Source organism: Streptomyces oceani (assembly GCF_001751245.1).
Taxonomy (GTDB): Bacteria; Actinomycetota; Actinomycetes; order Streptomycetales; family Streptomycetaceae; genus Streptomyces; species Streptomyces oceani.
Genome location: NZ_LJGU01000125.1, coordinates 24,868 through 41,972 on the forward strand (window position 1 = coordinate 24,868; position 17,105 = coordinate 41,972).

Sequence of the window (17,105 nt, forward strand, 5' to 3'; positions counted from 1 at the left end):
ATGAGCGGGAAACGTACAAGTCCGCAGCGGGGTTTTAGCCGAACCGTCCAGCGGTCGAGCCGCGCAAGCTTGGCGCGTACGCCGGGCGCGTGCCCCGGAGCAGGCGGCAGTGGGCGAGGGCGCGCCCCGGGCACGCGTCACCGTGGCAACGAGGCCGCTATCTGGTCGGCGGCGGCCACCGCCTCGTCGAGGCTGTCCACCACCGGGACCCCGGCCACCGCCAGGCTCGCTCTGCTGTGTGAACCACCGGTGTAGAGGACCGCGCCGGCGCCGACGTGCGCGGCGGCCAGCGCGTCGTCCACCGCGTCCCCCACCACGACCGTACGGGCGACGTCGACGCCGTCGAGAGCCGCGAGATGGCGGGCCATCTGTTCCGCCTTGCCTCCTCGGGCGGCTCCGGCCCCCGCACCGTCCACCCGGAGGAAGTGCCCGTCCAGGCCGTGCGTACGCACCAGTGGAACGAGGCGGTCATGCGGAGCCAGCGAGCACAACGACTGGGTGTGCCCCGCCGCCTGACGCGCGGCGAGCAGCTCCGCCGCCCCCTCCGTCAGCCCGACGCGCTCCGCCTGCCGCCAGTAGTGCCGGTGGAAGATCTCGTCCATCACCTCCCACTCCTCCTCGGTGGGCAGCCGCCCGATCAGCCGTTCGTAGAACCGCGGCACCGGCACGCAGTACAACTCCCGATAACGGTCCAGACTGATCGGCGGCATCCCCAGCTCCGCGAAGGAGGCGTTGGTCGCGGCGATCACAGCATGGATGTCGTGCAGCAGCGTGCCGTTCCAGTCCCACACGATGTGTGTACGACCGACGCCGCGCCGCCCAGGCTCGTCAGCGGCCCCTACGCCGGCTGCCCGCTCGCTTCCGTGTGCCATGTCGACCCTCTCTCCCCTGTCGAGTCCTGGCACGACCGTACGCGTCGGGTCGGACAACACGACAAAGGTCTCCGGCGTTCCGCACTCACTCCAGCAGCCACGGAACCTCCTGCGTGGCATACCACAGCAGTTCGTGCGTCTCCACCCGGTCCAGCGCGTGCCGCGCCTCGGGGTCCCCCTCGGTCCGCAGCGCGGCCGTCGCCGCCGCCACGTCCCGCTCCGCGTGCGCCTCGTCGACATGCACCGCGGCGATCCGGTCCGCCGGCACCGGACCGACGATCCGTACGGCACCCGGCCGGGTCTCCGCCGTGTCCGGCGTGTCCGGGGCGGTTTCCGGGGTGACGGCCGCGTCAGGAGCGCCCGTCAGTGACGTCACCCGCTCGTCCGGGAGTTCCATCGCGAGAACCACCCGTCGCCGCCCGGCGCCCGACTCGGCCGCCAACCGACGCAGGGACGCGTGTGCGGCCGATTCCAGCGCGGCGTACTCGAGTTCCTCGGTGTCCTCCGTCCGGCACCACGCCCGCAATTCCGGGGTCACCGCGTACGCCTCGGTGTGGACCGGGTCGAGCGCACCGGCCTGGTGTGTCCGGGCGAGCGCGGGCATGGTCAGAGGGACATAGACACGCATGGTTGCTGCTTTCGTGTATCGCCGGGCCGAGTGGTCAGCCAGCATACGGGCCGGGCTGACCGAGTCGCCCGCTGCTGGGCCTGGGGAAAGCGCAGCTCACCAGGCTGAGTCGTCAACGTGGCCGAGGGCTCTGACCGCAGGGGTGAACCCGCCGGCACCGTCTACCCGTTGACGTCGCTCGTTGCACATCGGTAGTCGTGCCGCTACAACCGGTCAGGAAAGCTACTGCTCGGTATCCGCGCCTGTCGCATACCGAGCAGGCCAGCCAGACGGCAGGAATCGGGGGCGAGCATGACCAGTGCACAGACACGGCCGTCCGCTGAGTCGGCGGTGCTATCACCCACGGCCGGAGGACGGACCGGACCAGCCTCGGCCCCGGTCACCGGGTCGGTCGCCGAGCCGGTCACCACACCGGAACGTCCACCGGAGGCAGTCGGGGGGAGCGGCACGACAACCGCCCCCGACCCTCCACACCAGACCGGACCACCGGGCACGGCCGCACCACCGGGCACGGCCGGCGCAGCCGCCCGGCAGGCCGGAGAGCGGGGCACGGCGTCGCGGGGGCGCCGGAGCACCGACCAACCGAACGCGACCCGGCGGCTCGCACCACCCCAACGCAAGGGGCCGCCGAACCGACGGGACAGCCGACGTCCGGAGCCACGCCGGGCTCGTACGGCCGGCTCACACGACGTGGGGCGGCTACGGGCGGAGGACCAGCCGCACCACTGGTTCGCCCAGCAACTGCTGCTGGTCCTCAGCGGTCAGCGACCGGCCCACGCGCTGCTGCGGTACGTACGCGGCGCGGCGTACGACGAGCTGTACCAGCTCGCCAGCCGTAAGCCGCTGCGTCCCAGCGGCGCGGACCGCTCGGCGCCGGCGCTGCTCGGAGTGGGCGGTCAGCGGCCGGCCGCCGGGGTGATCGAGGTGTTCGCCAGGGTCGCCGTCGACCGGCGACCGCGGGCCATGGCCTTCCGGCTGGAGCTCTGCGAGGACCTGCGCTGGCGCTGCGCGGCACTCGAGTTGGACGGCCAGCGGTAGGCCGGTGCCAGGAACGGCCGAAGCCCCGGTCCCACGCGGTGCGCGGGATCGGGGCTCCGGCGTACGTGCCTACGGGGCGGGCCCGATCACTTCTTCCGACGCTTGCCCTTCTGCGACTTGCGCCGCTCGGCGCGCGTCAGGCCGTCCGCCTCGGAACGGATCGGGGCCCCCGGGTCCGGGCTGTCACCCGCCGTGTCATCGTCCGGACCGGTGGACGGCATCTCACCCTCCACGACGCCGCCCTCCGCGGTGGGGGCGGAGAAGTGCAGGCGGTCCCGGCGCTGTGGCGCGTCGAGGCCCTTCGCACGGATCGACGGAGCGGCGCCGGCCGGCACGGCCTCCTGCGGCTCCTTGTCCAGTGACGGAGCCTCNGCGCGCGTCAGGCCGTCCGCCTCGGAACGGATCGGGGCCCCCGGGTCCGGGCTGTCACCCGCCGTGTCATCGTCCGGACCGGTGGACGGCATCTCACCCTCCACGACGCCGCCCTCCGCGGTGGGGGCGGAGAAGTGCAGGCGGTCCCGGCGCTGTGGCGCGTCGAGGCCCTTCGCACGGATCGACGGAGCGGCGCCGGCCGGCACGGCCTCCTGCGGCTCCTTGTCCAGTGACGGAGCCTCCGCGTCCTCGCTGGCCTCCACCGGGACTTCCTCGACCTGCTGCTCGACCTGGACCTCCAGGTTGAACAGATAGCCGACGGACTCCTCCTTGATGCCCTCCATCATGGCCTGGAACATGTCGAAGCCCTCCCGCTGGTACTCGACCAGCGGGTCCTTCTGCGCCATGGCGCGCAGGCCGATGCCCTCCTGGAGGTAGTCCATCTCGTAGAGGTGTTCGCGCCACTTCCGGTCGAGCACCGACAGCACCACACGCCGCTCCAGCTCGCGCATGATCTCGGGACCCAGCTCCTCCTCGCGCTTGTCGTACCGCTCGTGGATGTCGTCCTTGATCGACTCGACGATGAAGTCGGAGGTGATGCCCTCCCGCTCGCCCGCGGCCTCCTCCAGCTCCTCCACGGTCACGGACACCGGGTACAGCTGCTTGAACGCGGCCCACAGCCGATCCAGGTCCCACTCCTCGGCGAAGCCCTCGACGGTCTCCGCCTGGACGTACGCCTCGATGGTGTCGTCCATGAAGTGCTGCACCTGCTCGCGGAGGTTCTCGCCGTCAAGAACCCGGCGGCGCTCGCCGTAGATGACCTCGCGCTGACGGTTGAGCACCTCGTCGTACTTGAGGACGTTCTTCCGGATCTCGAAGTTCTGCTGCTCGACCTGCGACTGGGCGGAGGCGATCGCGCGGGTGACCATCTTGGCCTCGATGGGTACGTCGTCCGGCACGTTGGCCATGGACATCACGCGCTCCACCATCTGGGCCTTGAACAGCCGCATCAGGTCGTCACCGAGCGAGAGGTAGAACCGGGACTCGCCAGGGTCCCCCTGCCGGCCGGACCGGCCGCGCAGCTGGTTGTCGATGCGCCGCGACTCGTGCCGCTCCGTGCCCAGGACGTACAGTCCGCCGAGGTCCTTGACCTCGACGAACTCCTCCTCGACGGCCTGCTCCGCACGCTCCAGGGCTGCCGGCAGCTCCGCTGCCCACTCCTCGGAGTTCTCGACCGGGTCCAGGCCCTTCGCCCGCAACTCGTCCTCGGCGATGTCGTCGGGATTGCCGCCGAGCTTGATGTCCGTGCCCCGGCCGGCCATGTTCGTGGCGACGGTGACCGAGCCCTTGCGGCCCGCCTGCGACACGATCACCGCTTCCCGGTCGTGCTGCTTGGCGTTCAGCACCTCGTGGCTCACACCCCGCTTGCTGAGCTGTTTGGAGAGGTACTCCGACTTCTCCACCGAGGTGGTGCCGACGAGGACCGGCTGGCCCTTCTCGTACTTCTCCGCGATGTCGTCGACGACCGCGTCGAACTTCGCCACCTCGGTGCGGTAGATCAGGTCGGCCTGGTCCGCACGGGCCAGCGGGCGGTGCGTCGGGATGGGCACCACACCCAGCTTGTAGATCTGGTGGAACTCGGCGGCCTCGGTCATGGCCGTGCCGGTCATGCCGGAGAGCTTGTCGTAGAGCCGGAAGAAGTTCTGCAGGGTGATCGTGGCGAGCGTCTGGTTCTCGTCCTTGATCTCCACCTGCTCCTTGGCCTCGATGGCCTGGTGCATGCCCTCGTTGTAGCGGCGGCCCGCGAGGATGCGGCCGGTGTGCTCGTCGACGATCATGACTTCGCCGTCCATGACGACGTAGTCCTTGTCCTTCTTGTACAGCTCCTTCGCCTTGATGGCGTTGTTCAGGTAGCCGACCAGCGGGGTGTTGACCGACTCGTAGAGGTTCTCGATCCCCAGCCAGTCCTCGACCTTGGTGACTCCGGACTCGTGGATGGCGACCGTGCGCTTCTTCTCGTCGGTCTCGTAGTCCCCGGTCTCCGGTGTCAGTGTCCGCGGGTCCCCCGCCTCGCCCTTCTCCAGGCGCTTGACCAGCTTGGCGAAGTCGCCGTACCACTTCGTCGCCTGGTCCGCCGGACCCGAGATGATCAGCGGGGTACGGGCCTCGTCCACCAGGATGGAGTCGACCTCGTCGACGATGGCGAAGTTGTGGCCGCGCTGCACCAACTCGTCCTGCGACCACGCCATGTTGTCGCGGAGGTAGTCGAAGCCGAACTCGTTGTTCGTGCCGTAGGTGATGTCCTTGGCGTACTGCTCACGGCGCTGCGCCGGCGGCATATTGGCGATGATGCAGCCGACCGACAGGCCGAGGAACTGGTGCACCCGGCCCATCCACTCCGAGTCGCGCTGGGCGAGGTAGTCGTTGACCGTGATGATGTGCACCCCGTCGCCCGAGATGGCGTTGAGGTACGCGGCGAGGGTACTCACCAGGGTCTTGCCCTCACCGGTCTTCATCTCGGCGACGTATCCGAGGTGGAGCGCCGCGCCACCCTGCACCTGCACGTCGTAGTGTCGCTGGCCCAGCACCCGCTTCGCCGCCTCCCGCACGGTGGCGAAGGCTTCCGGCATCAGCTTGTCGAGCGTCTCACCCGCGGCGTACCGCTCGCGGTACTCGTCCGTCAGATCCCGCAGCTCGGTGTCCGAGAGGTCGAGGAAGTCCTCCTCGATGGAATTCACCTGCCGCGCGACGCGGTCCAGCTTGCGCAGGACTTTGCCTTCACCTGCGCGCATGAGCTTGCCGAATACGGACACGTAGGGTGACTCCTTGCCGGTAGGGCCTGGGCACTGACGGTGCACGGGCACAGCGGAGGGCCCCCGCCGCACCGGCCATCGTAAGACAGCCGCGAAGCCCGCTGTACCCCCAACGTGCGGGGCGTCCCGAAGGTGCCGGCCCAGCAGCATAATGCAGTCATGGAACCGAACACCCTCCGCACCGAACGGTTGCTCCTGCGCCCCTTCGAGCCCAGGGACGTCCCCGCGGTGCACACATCCTGCCAGGACCCGGAGATCCTACGCTGGACAACGCTCCCCGAGCCGTACACCAAGGACCTCGCGGAGGAGTTCGTGGGCGTCACCAGCCCGGCCTCCTGGCGTACGGACACCGCCTACAACTTCGGTGTCTTCACTCGGGAGGGCACCCTCGTCGGGTCCATGGGGCTGGTCAGTCTCGGGTTGCAGGCCCCTCAGCGGCAGGCGGAGATCGGTTTCTGGACGCGTCGGGAACAGCGCGGCAAGGGCTACACGGTGGAGGCGGGTCGCGCGGTGCTCGACTGGGCCTTCGACGAACTGGGGGTCGAGCGCCTGGAATGGGTGGCCGCCGTGGGGAACGAGGCTTCCCGCGCCGTGGCCCTGCGGCTCGGCTTCGTCATGGAGGGCCGGCAGCGTGCCCGAATAACGCATCGGGGCACCAGGCAGGACGCCTGGGTGGCCGCACTGCTCCCCTCCGACTGCGGCAAGCGCAGCGCGACACCGTACGTGCCCGAGCCCTGAGCGGGACGTTCGAGGACCTCGGCCACCCGCTCCCCCGCCAACCGCCTCCCGCATCCGACCGCGCCGACCCGGCGGTGGCCGCCGCGCGGGACTGACTGTCAGTGGCTGGTCCTAGGCTGTGCGCCATGACTGCGCCGTACTCTCTGTCCACCGACGAGGCCCGTCGTATCGCCCTCCGCGCCCAGGGTCTGCTGGGCGCGCCGGATCGCCGCGCGGGGGTGCGCGGGGTGTTGCGGCAGCTGGGCGCGGTTCAGCTGGACACCATCTCGGTTCTCGCCCGCTCACATGAGCTGGTGCCGTACGCACGGCTGGGCGCGGTCGGCCGGGAGGCGGTGGAGGCGGCCTACTGGAGCGACACGCACTCGTTCGAGTACTGGTCGCACGCCGCCTGCATACTGCCGATCGAGGAGTGGCCGCTGTTCGCCTTCCGGCGGCGGGCGATGCGCGCCAAGGGACACCGCTGGCACCGGCTCGCCGACCGGGAGGGCGCGTGTGCCTCGGTCCGAGAGCGGCTCAGGGCGGAGGGTCCGCTGACGACCACGGAGTTGGGCGGCGGGAAGAAGGGCGGTGAGTGGTTCGACTGGTCCGAGACCAAGATCGCGGTCGAGTGGCTGCTCGACATCGGCGAGGTGGTGTGCACCGAGCGGCGCGGTTGGAAGCGGGTGTACGACCTGACTGAGCGTGTCGTCCCGGAAAGCCTGCTGCGGGGCGAGTTGACCGACCAGGAGTGCGTACGCCGGCTGGTCGGTCAGGCGGGAGCGGCGATGGGTGTCGCGACGGCCGCTGACCTCGCCGACTATCACCGACTGACCCGAGACCAGGTGCGCGAGGCGCTTCCGGACACGGAGCTGATCCGGGTGGATGTGGCCGGCTGGCCGCAGCCGGCGTGGGCCGATCCGGGTGCGCTGGCCTCTAGTCCACGTGGCCGCCATCGCACGACGCTGCTCTCCCCGTTCGACTCGCTGATCTGGGACCGTCCGCGCACACTTCGTCTGTTCGACTTCACCCACCGGCTGGAGGCGTACGTACCTAGGCAGCGGCGGGTGCACGGATACTTCGCCATGCCGCTGCTCGCCGGTGGTCGGCTGATGGGGAGGGTCGACCCGGCCCGGGAGGGCGGCACGCTGGTCGCCCGGCAACTCTCCCTGCGCGGCCGTCAGGCGGTCGAACCGATGGCGAAGGCACTCGCCGAGGCGGCGTCCTGGGCCGGTTGCACCGAAGTGCGGCTCGAGCGGATGGAGCCGGCGGAGCTGCGTGCGCCGCTGACGGCGGAGATCACCCATGCGTCGAAGGCCCATGCGGTCTGAAGCCTGGGCGGCCCGGGGCCGGTCGCAGCCGGCGCTGTCTACGTCCCGAGTGCGCCTCAGCACGGTGTGCCGCCGCGTGACGTGTCACCGCGTGACGTGTCGGAGCGTGTTCTCCGCGCAGCTGATGACGTGCTCGACGTCGGCGTACGCGGCCACGGCGCTAGCGGATCTCCAGGATCTTCTCCCGCATCGCGTAGACGACCGCCTCCATCCGCGAGTGCAGTTGCAGCTTCTCGAGGATGTTGCGGACGTGGTTCTTCACGGTGTTCTCACTGATGAACAACTCCTTGGCGATGTCGCGGTTGTTCATGCCGGTGGCGACGAGCTTGAGCACCTCGAGCTCCCGGTCCGTGAGTCTGGGCGCGGGGACGAGCTTGGTCTCGTCGGTGCGCTGGATCATCGACTTGAACTCGGTCAGCAGCTTGGCCGCCATCGAGGGACTGATCTGTGACTGACCATCCGCGACGGCTCGGATGGCGGTGGCGACCTCGTCGGTGGAGATCTCCTTCAGCAGGTATCCGGTCGCTCCCGCTTTGATGGCGTCGTAGAGGTCCGCCTCCTCGTCGCTGATCGTCAGCATGATGATCTTCGCGCTGGGCGCCACCTCCTTGATCGAGGTACACGCCTCGATCCCGCCCCGTCGCGGCATCCGCACGTCCATCAACACGATGTCGGGCAGCAGGTCGGTGGCCTTCTCGACAGCCTCGGCACCGTCGCCGGCCTCCCCGATGACCTCGATGTCCTCCTCCTGGGCCAGCACGATCTCCAAGCCCCGCCGAAACAGGGCGTGATCGTCCACGACGAGGACCCGGATCGGTTCCGGACGACGCGTGCACCCAACGTCCGCCCCATCGCCCGCCTGGTCCGTGTCGAGCGTCGACATCGTCGGCCCGAAGCCGTCGGCCATCATTCCTCCCCCAGCATGGTCGGCCGAATCAAACTCGCTGTACGCACGGCCAGTTCACGATGCGGACATGGTCCCATGACTGCGCCCCCGGCCGGTCTGTTACCCAGCCGGGGGCGCGCGGACGTCGGTCAGCCGCCGAGAGCGCCACCAGCGCCGGGGGGTGCCTCAACGACGAAGGGATCCTGTTCCAGGTGGATCACGCCGTAGTCGTAGCCGTGGCGCCGGTAGACGACGCTCGGCTGCTTGGACTCGGAGTCGACGAACAGATAAAAGTCGTGCCCCACCAGCTCCATCTCGTATAGAGCCTGGTCAAGTGTCATGGGCGCTGCCGCATGTGTCTTCTCCCGTACGACGAGCGGTCCCTCACCCTGCACCTCCAGCGGCCCCACCCGCGTCGTCGCGGGACGGTCTTCTGTCTGGGGAGTGGACGCGGCCACCGCCGCGTCGAGTTCTCCGTTGAGTTCCGCTGCCAGGTGAGCTGTCGCGGCCGCCACACTCATCGGTGCGCGGCTGCCGCCGCGGTGTACCCGGCGCTTGTCCTGCTCCTTGCGCAACCGCGCCTCGAGCTTTCCTGCCGCCAGATCCAGTGCCGCGTAAGGGTCGGAGGCCGCTGCCTCCGCGCGGATGACCGGGCCCCGAGTGCGGAGTGTGATCTCGACCCGGTCCGAGCGCTCCGCTTGCCGCGGGTTCGGCTCCTTGGACACCTCGACGTCCAGGTTGATCACCTTGCCGTCGAGCTTCCGGATCTTCTCCAGCTTCTCGGCCACGTGCTTACGGAACCTGTCCGGCACCTCTGTCTTGCGGCCCTTGACGACGATGTCCACGCAGAACTCCGTTCCCGAACCGTCCCGCACACCCTTGAGCGAGACGCGTCCGTTGTGCACTGACACCGGAGGCTTCCAGGTAACCCGTCACCCTCCGGTATAACGTCGGGTTGCGGCTTTCACCTCCTTCTCCCCAAGAGGGAAGATCGTCATCCCACTCCGAACGTACCTCCAGCGGAGGAGAGACGGCACCCCCTACTGACACGTACCTCCCTTCAGGCGGCATTCACCGCGAACTCCTGGTCATCGGGCGGTGTCTCTGCTATTCGAGGGCCTTTACGGGTGCCCCGTCCCGTGCCGTCTCATGCACCCGTCCTCCGGAACGTCCCGAGCCGCGTCGCCTGGAACGCGCGGCGACCACGGCCGCGGCCGGAGGACCATCGGAGACGGTGGACACGGCCCGAGCCGCTTCCACCAACGACGCACCGGTCGTCATCAGATCATCCACGATCACCACCCGGGCTCCTCTGAACAGCCCGGACGCGCCGGGCACCACCTCCAGAGCACCACGCAGATTCCAGGCCCGCTGCCCAGCGGACAAGCCAGACTGGTCCTCCACCACGCGGCGCTGTCGCAGAACCGGGAAGACTCGCGCCGACACCCCTTCACGGCGCAGCCCGGCCGCGGCGACGCGCGCGATCCGCCGTGTCGCGTCGTGGCCGCGCCGGGCCACCGCCCGCCGTGCTGACGGCAGCGGCACGAGGAGCAGGGGACTACCCCGGTCAGGAATCGCCACCGACCGTCCGGAGGCGCGTATCGCTCTGACCAACAGCCCGCCGAGCGGCACCGCCAGCCGGAGCGCGCCGCGCTCCTTGTGCGCCAGCAGCACTGCCCTGGCCTCGTCCGCGTACGCCACCGCGGCATACACCGTCGGGAGCCCGGCAGGGGAGGGTGAGGGCCACACCCGGCCCGGTTCCTGTCTGGTCAGGAGCCTCTGACAGGCCCCGCACAGCGCCCGGCTGGTGCGCGGGCGACCACAGCCCGCACAGTCGACCGGCAACACCAGATCCGCGAGTTCTCGCCACAGCATCCGCATGCGGACCATGTTCGCGAGACCACGAACAGGCCACCAGCCCCTGTGGATAACTCACCGCGAGCACACGCCCACGTGGTGACGCGGCGTCGCGGCCACGCGGCGACCAGACACCACCTCACCACGCGCCAGAGCGCCCTACCCCGGATACACCGGCGCCGTCCCCGGGTCCGGCAGTGTCCTCCAGTTCGCGTCCGGCGGGAGCCGCACCATGCCGTACTCCGACTCCGCCAACAGCGGCTTGCCCTCGTTCTCCGAGGCCGCGACGTTCGTCACGTCGTTGATACCGGGGAGCGTGGGCTGGTTGGCGGTCGAACCGTCCGTGCCGACGTACTGCAACTGCTGCACGCTCTGCGACTCGCGACCCACCACGACGAGTTGGCTGTCCCCGGCCCAGGACATCGCGACGACGTCCTCGAGCTGCGGGGCGACGGGCCGAAGTGCGGCTACGGTCACCTCCGGATCCTTCTCCGTACCAGCCCGTTCCACCCTGCCCAGCTGCAAGGAGCTACGCCCGTCCGCCTCGCGTATCCGCATCGCGATGCGCACGCCGTCCGAGGAGATGCGCAGCGCCTCGATCCGTTCGTCCTTGCCCAGGCCGGGCACGTCGATCTCCTCGGGCGTCTCCCTGCCGCCACGCAACCGCATCAGCCGAGGGTCCTGTGGGTTCCGGTCCGCCACCCACAGGTCACCGAGCCCGTCCCAGCTCGGGGCGGTCAACCGGTTCTCCTCCCGGCCCGCCGCGCTGAGCAGCACGGGACCGCCCAGGGAGCCGGCGCCGGACAGCGCCGACACGTACAGGCCCCGGCCGTCCCGGGAGACCGCGGCGCCGTAACGCTCGTCCCGACTCACCCCCACCGAACCGAACTCGACCTGTCCGCTACCCAACGGCCCTTGTACGACCTCCGACTCCGCGCTGTCGATGGGCACCGAGGCCACCCGCTGCTGGCTGTCGACGAAGTACTGCTGTGTGGCGCGTCCGCTCAACCGGCCCGGAGCGTACGACTCCGCGTCCTCCCGGGACAGCTCGCACAGCGTGCCGTCCCCGGGACCCGCGAGCTTCACCTGGTTCACCTTGGCGGACGCCTGCGACTGTACGGAGTACAGCAACTGCGCGGCCATACGCACGCACCGGCTCCGCCCCGCCTCCGCGACCACGTCGTTCAGCCGCACCTGGAGCGTGCCCCCGTCGTCCAGCGACACCCTCCGGTCACCGGCGGCCAACCGGGCACCCTCCGGGAAGGCGGAGTTGACGACCGGGTCGAGCCAGGCCGTCGGCCCGCCGAGCAGCGTCCGCACCGTCTCGGTCACCGGGTTGATCCTGCCCCGCAGGTACACCGGATCGGCGACGAGCACGTTGTTCCCGCCGGACACGGAGCCCGAACCAGGCCCCAACTCCGCGTAGTAGTAGACGTCGACCGAGCGGTAGATCCGCTCGAAGTCCGCCTCTCCCAACACCAGCCCGGACGGCAGCCGGTCGATCCGCCAGCCCTCGTTGGCCACCTTGGTGAGATGGAAGTCCTTCGCATACGTGCCGCTGTCCGTGTCGTACGCGTGCCTTCCGTTCACCAGAGCGACCCTGCTGCCCTCCACACGTACGGTGTAGCCTCCCTCGTCCCCCGGGTCCTGCCGAGCCGCTCCGGTGCTGGGGCCGCCGGTCACCACCGCCGTACTCGCGAAAGGGTCCCAGCGCTTCGCCGTGTCCTTCGTGAGGTACTGCCGCGCGGTGGAGAACCGGGGCTCGTCACTCGTCGTCGCCTCCAGGAAACCCCGCACGATCTGCTGGGGCCCCTCGCCCTTCTGCGGGCTCACGCCGAACACGCGCACCCGTGACTCGCCCTCCGCCCGCTGCGGCGAGTCGACCTGGTGCACGTTTCCGCTCCCTGGCATCGAGGCACAGCCGGACAGCAGGAGCGCCCCGATCGCAAGCAACGCCCCGAGCGTACGGCCCCGCGCCGCGCGCCCCCGGCCGCCACCACGCGCCTCAGCCGTCATCCTCACCCCTCGCTCCTACGTCCCGTCCTCGCCGCTGGACCACGCGTGACCCGACCGGGCTGGACCCGACCGGGCTCGGTCCGGCGGCATCCGACACGGCACCGTCCGGCCCCGGGACGTCCGGCCCGCCGCCCGCCACCTCGCCGGCGTCCGAAGTGCCGTCCTGCGCCACCCGTGTCCTGGTCGGCAACGCGCCCTCGGCGTCCCGCCTACGGCGTGAATCGGCTGGTTCCAGTGGTATCGGCGAACCCCGCAGCGGCTCGCCCCCGACGGTGGGCAGGGTCAGTCGGAACTGCGTCCCCCCGCCCGGCTCGCCCCACACCTGGAGCCACCCGCCGTGCAGCCGAGCGTCCTCCGTGGCGATGGACAGCCCCAGACCGCTCCCGCCGGTCGTACGGGCCCGTGCCGGGTCGGCCCGCCAGAAGCGGTTGAACACCCGGTTCGCCTCGGCCGGTTTCAGGCCGACCCCGTAGTCCCGTACGGCCACGGCCACCACGCCGGCACCGGCGGCGAGCCGGATCACGATGTCCTTCCCCTCGCCGTGCTCGATCGCGTTGTCCACCAGGTTCCGCAGCACGCGCTCGATCCGCCGGCTGTCGATCTCGGCCATCAACGGAGTCTCGTCCCCCTTGATGAGCACCCGGCTCCCCGTACGCTCGGTCAGCGGCGCGCAGCCGTCCACCACGCGCCGCACCAGGTCACGTACGTCCGTCGGGGCCGCCTCCAGGGCGGCGGCACCGGCGTCGAACCGGCTGATCTCCAGCAGATCGCCCAACAGGCTCTCGAACCGGTCGAGCTGCCCGATGAGGAGCTCGGCGGACCGTGCGGTCGTACTGTCGAAGTCGTCCTTCCCGGCGTGGATCACGTCGGCGGCCATCCGTACCGTCGTCAGGGGCGTGCGCAGCTCGTGCGAGACGTCCGAGACGAACCTTCGCTGCATCCGGGACAGGCCCTCCAGCTGCTGGATCTTGAGCTGGAGCGTGGCCGCCATCTTGTTGAAGGACTCGCCGAGACGCGCGATGTCGTCCTCGCCGCTGACCTTCATACGTTCCTGCAACCGGCCGGCGGCCAGCCGTTCGGAGATCCCGGCCGCCATCCGTACCGGCGAGACGACCTGCCGCACCACCAGCCAGCCGATGACGCCGAAGAGCACCACCACGAAGATGCCAGCGGTGATCAACGTGCCCTTGAGCAGCGCGAGCGTCTCCATTTCCTGGCCGAAGGGGAAGGCGTAGTAGAGCTGGTACGGATTGCCGTTGGGATCGCTGACCCGCTTGCCGACGATCAGGGCTGACTCGGTGTCTCCGTTCTGCCGGTGCAGGGTGGCGTACCGCTGGTGTGTGCCGCTCTGCTCGTCGAGCTTCTCGCGCAGGTCGTCCGGGATGCTCTCCTCCGGGAGCACGTCCCCGGACACCCGGGCGCCCTTCAGCCGTCCGTCCGAACCGCCCAGGCCTATGGCACCCTCGCTCTCCGAACTGAGCGCCACCACCGAGTACACACCCTGCCCGCCGCTGGCCAGCTGCTCGACGAGGTTGTTCAGCCAGGTGCCGGCCGACTGCGAGCTGCCCTTCCGCAGGCTTCCGTCCGCGTCACCGGAGCTGTGGCCGCGCAGCGTCGAGGTGTCGGCCGCCTGCTGGGCGAAGTCGAAGCCGCCCGCGGCCTGGCTCTGCGCCAGCTGCTGCTTCGTCTCCAGCAGGCCGTTGCGCACCTGACCGGTGACGACCACGCCGAGCAGCACCACGACGACGAGAGAGATGAGCAGCGTGGAGGCGACCACCCGGAGTTTGATGTTCCGGCGCCACAGCCGTATCGCCGGCAGCAGCGGACGCCGCAGCAGCCGTACGAACAGCCGGAACGCGGGATGTGCCCGCGCGCCGGTGGCGCCCTCGGGCAGCAGCCCGTCCGCGAAGAACCCGCCACCGGGACGCAGCCACCCGAGCCGGGAACCCTCCGACGGCTGCTCCCCGCCCGACCCGCTGCCCACCTCCGTCCGCCGCGAAGCGGAGCCGGCCTTCGTCATCTCAGCCGGGTCCTGCCTTGTATCCGACCCCTCGCACGGTGACGACTATCTCGGGGCGCTCCGGGTCCTTCTCCACCTTGGAACGCAGCCGCTGCACGTGGACGTTCACCAGTCGGGTGTCAGCCGCGTGCCGGTAGCCCCACACCTGTTCCAGCAGCACCTCGCGGGTGAAGACCTGCCAGGGCTTCCTGGCGAGCGCGACCAGCAGGTCGAACTCCAGCGGGGTCAGTGCTATGGAGTGCCCCTCCCGCTGCACCGAGTGCCCGGCCACGTCGATGACCAGGTCACCGATCGTGAGCTGCTCCGGGGCCGGCTCCTCCGAGCGCCGCAGCCGTGCCCGGATGCGCGCGACCAGTTCCTTGGGCTTGAACGGCTTGACGATGTAGTCATCGGCGCCGGACTCCAGCCCGACCACGACGTCCACGGTGTCGGTCTTGGCGGTGAGCATCACCACCGGTACCCCTGATTCCGCCCGGATGAGCCGGCAGACCTCTATCCCGTCCCGGCCCGGCAGCATCAGGTCGAGCAGCACCAGATCAGGCTTGGTCTCGCGGAAGGCGGCCAGCGCCTTGTCTCCGTCCGACACGAACGACGGTTCAAAGCCTTCGCCACGCAGCACGATGCCGAGCATCTCTGCCAGTGCGGTGTCGTCGTCGACGACAAGGACGCGTCCTTTCATGCGTTCATCATCCCATTACCCGTTCGGGTGGCTTCTGCCACTGATCTGGAACACAGACTCTCGACTCCGTCCCGCGGGCGGGCAACAGCCCGCCACGCATCCTTAACCAAAGCGGTGGCCGATCCCGGCGGTGGGGCGTCAAGCCCTGGTCGTGGGCTTCGGCGCGATCGGTCGCGACCGGGTGTGACCGGCACACCACCGACCGCGGGAAGGCGCCGGTCGGGGCTCCCCGCTCCCCCGCGGTGCCCGGAGCCCCGACTATAAACGGCACCCGAACCCGTACGGCCAGCACGGCCAGCACGGCCAGCGGACAACGCCCGACCTCGTGCGCCACCGAGCCGTACGCTCCGACGCGCTTCGCACGGATCCACATCGATCAGCAGCGCATCCACCTCCCCGCCATGCGCATCTCCCCAGCGGGATTATCCGTCAGCAGGCCCGTCCGCCGTCCCTTCCCGTCCCGCCTCCGTACGCCGGCAACCGGGCACCGGGCCGTGGGCTGCGTCCGAGACCCGCCGAACCTCCCCGGCCATCGGATTCTCCCTCCGCGCCGGCCACCCGCCCAGTCTGCCTGGCAGCGACGAGTCGTTGCAGCCGGTCCGCCGGCTCACTGGGCCGAAACCCGTGGCACGATGGCCACTCATGGCGAAGGAGATCCCAATGAACGACGCTTCGGGCCTGGCCACACGCGGACCCGAGGGACGCCCGCCGGGTGACCGGCCATCCCGCTTCCATCCCGGTGTCATCCCGCTCCGCCCGCTCAGTGCCACGGAGATCCTCGGCGGCGCGGTCTCCAGCGCCCGTGCTCACTGGCGTACGGTCCTCGGCGTCGTGGTTCCCGTCGCGGTGCTGGTGCAGTGCGCCTCCACCACCGCCGCCGGGATCTGGATGCGCGACAATCCCGGGCTGGAAGCGCTCCAGGGGTCCCGAGCCAGCACCGCGGAAATCCTCGACGCCCTCCGGGCCACTCTCGGCGGGGCTGCGGTCGAGCTGCTGGCCACCCTGATGGGGACGGTAATGGTGACCGCCATGTTGACCGTGGTGGTGAGCAGGGCGGTGCTGGGACGGGCCGCCACGTTCACCGACGTATGGCGGGATGCTCGACCCCGGATCGGGCGCCTTCTCGGGCTGACCCTGCTCGTCCTGAGCCTGGCTTGCGGCGCCGTCATCGCCGGGACGGCACCCGCTCTCGTGGCGGTCCTGGTCGGCGCCACGTCGGGCGGCGGTCTGCTGATCCTGCTGGGCGGTGCGGCCGGCTGCGTGGCCGCCGTCTGGCTGTGGGTTCGCTACTGTCTCGCGGCCCCCGCGCTCATGCTGGAGAAGGGGGACGTACGCACGGCACTGCGCAGGTCGGCAACGCTCGTACGCGGCGACTGGTGGCGGGTCCTGGGGGTCCAACTACTGGCGATGGTCGTGGCCTTCGTCATCAGTTATGTCGTGCAGATCCCGGCGTCGGCCGTGGCGGCGGCCCTAACTGGGGAAAGCGTGACCGGCGCCGCCGATCTGTCAGTGTCCTGGGGCTACTTGGCTGTCATGGGCGTCGGTGCCGCGGTCGCTTCCGTGCTGACTCTCCCCCTGAACGCCGGTGTCACAGCGCTCCTTTACATGGACCAGCGCATCCGGCGGGAAGCCCTGGACCTGAAGTTGGCACAGCACACCGAGCGTTGAGGGAAGAAGCTGGAAGTCGCGCCGCCCGCAGGGAAACCGGACGCTCTGAAAGGGCGGGGCGACCTACGGGAGAATCGGAAAGCCTCTGGACCGGAGGAGGTGAGCACCTTGGACGCACACGATAATGGCCCCGTTGGCTGGGCCAACGGGGCCATTATCAAAGATTGTTCGGCGGTGTCCTACTCTCCCACACACTCCCGCATGCAGTACC

General features: G+C 69.9%; 13 protein-coding genes. 4 read left to right on the plus strand and 9 right to left on the minus strand.

Going from position 1 to position 17,105, the window contains the following annotated elements:
- Window positions 1-137: 137 nt before the first annotated feature.
- Both AN216_RS13310 and AN216_RS13315 read right to left on the minus strand, forming a co-directional pair.
- Window positions 138-872: an HAD family hydrolase gene (locus AN216_RS13310; protein WP_079166556.1), complete on the minus strand. Its 735-nt coding sequence runs from the start codon at window positions 870-872 to the stop codon at window positions 138-140.
- A gap of 85 nt (window positions 873-957) precedes the next feature.
- Window positions 958-1,500: a DUF6912 family protein gene (locus tag AN216_RS13315; protein WP_070196890.1), complete on the minus strand. Its 543-nt coding sequence runs from the start codon at window positions 1,498-1,500 to the stop codon at window positions 958-960.
- A 690-nt stretch (window positions 1,501-2,190) separates the two neighbouring features.
- Here AN216_RS13315 and AN216_RS29230 point away from each other — a divergent pair.
- Complete coding sequence (locus AN216_RS29230) at window positions 2,191-2,538, plus strand: Rv3235 family protein (RefSeq protein ID WP_070196891.1); 348 nt, start codon at window positions 2,191-2,193, stop codon at window positions 2,536-2,538.
- 86 nt (window positions 2,539-2,624) lie between these two features.
- Here AN216_RS29230 and secA read toward each other — a convergent pair whose 3' ends face one another.
- Window positions 2,625-5,723, minus strand: a complete 3,099-nt coding sequence (gene secA / locus AN216_RS13325) for a preprotein translocase subunit SecA (RefSeq protein ID WP_244502451.1) — start codon at window positions 5,721-5,723, stop codon at window positions 2,625-2,627.
- 159 nt (window positions 5,724-5,882) lie between these two features.
- On the opposite strand from secA, the gene AN216_RS13330 reads away from it, so the two are divergent.
- Entirely contained in the window at window positions 5,883-6,461 is a 579-nt protein-coding gene (locus AN216_RS13330; protein WP_070196892.1) for a GNAT family N-acetyltransferase, read from the plus strand.
- A gap of 125 nt (window positions 6,462-6,586) precedes the next feature.
- Window positions 6,587-7,768 carry a winged helix-turn-helix domain-containing protein gene (locus AN216_RS13335; protein WP_070196893.1) on the plus strand — a complete coding sequence of 394 codons (1,182 nt, stop codon included), beginning with the start codon at window positions 6,587-6,589 and terminating at the stop codon, window positions 7,766-7,768.
- Between the two features lie 160 nt (window positions 7,769-7,928).
- On the opposite strand, the gene AN216_RS13340 is transcribed toward AN216_RS13335, so the two are convergent.
- The 6 genes from AN216_RS13340 to mtrA all read right to left on the minus strand — a co-directional run bounded on the left by AN216_RS13340 (window position 7,929) and on the right by mtrA (window position 15,226).
- Entirely contained in the window at window positions 7,929-8,675 is a 747-nt protein-coding gene (locus AN216_RS13340; protein WP_070196894.1) for a response regulator, read from the minus strand.
- A 128-nt stretch (window positions 8,676-8,803) separates the two neighbouring features.
- Entirely contained in the window at window positions 8,804-9,499 is a 696-nt protein-coding gene (hpf, locus tag AN216_RS13345; protein WP_070196899.1) for a ribosome hibernation-promoting factor, HPF/YfiA family, read from the minus strand.
- A 262-nt stretch (window positions 9,500-9,761) separates the two neighbouring features.
- A complete protein-coding gene (locus tag AN216_RS13350) occupies window positions 9,762-10,535 on the minus strand; it encodes a ComF family protein (protein ID WP_079166558.1) in 774 nt (257 codons plus the stop codon).
- A gap of 135 nt (window positions 10,536-10,670) precedes the next feature.
- Window positions 10,671-12,527 (minus strand): LpqB family beta-propeller domain-containing protein, encoded by a 1,857-nt coding sequence (locus AN216_RS13355; RefSeq protein ID WP_070196895.1) that lies wholly within the window; start codon window positions 12,525-12,527, stop codon window positions 10,671-10,673.
- Window positions 12,517-14,547 (minus strand): MtrAB system histidine kinase MtrB, encoded by a 2,031-nt coding sequence (gene mtrB / locus AN216_RS13360; RefSeq protein ID WP_079166559.1) that lies wholly within the window; start codon window positions 14,545-14,547, stop codon window positions 12,517-12,519. Before mtrB ends, AN216_RS13355 begins: the two co-directional genes overlap by 11 nt.
- Before the next feature lies 1 nt (window position 14,548).
- Entirely contained in the window at window positions 14,549-15,226 is a 678-nt protein-coding gene (mtrA, locus tag AN216_RS13365) for a two-component system response regulator MtrA (RefSeq protein ID WP_070196896.1), read from the minus strand.
- A 660-nt stretch (window positions 15,227-15,886) separates the two neighbouring features.
- Here mtrA and AN216_RS13370 point away from each other — a divergent pair.
- Window positions 15,887-16,894: a glycerophosphoryl diester phosphodiesterase membrane domain-containing protein gene (locus AN216_RS13370; protein ID WP_170843117.1), complete on the plus strand. Its 1,008-nt coding sequence runs from the start codon at window positions 15,887-15,889 to the stop codon at window positions 16,892-16,894.
- Window positions 16,895-17,105: the final 211 nt, after the last annotated feature.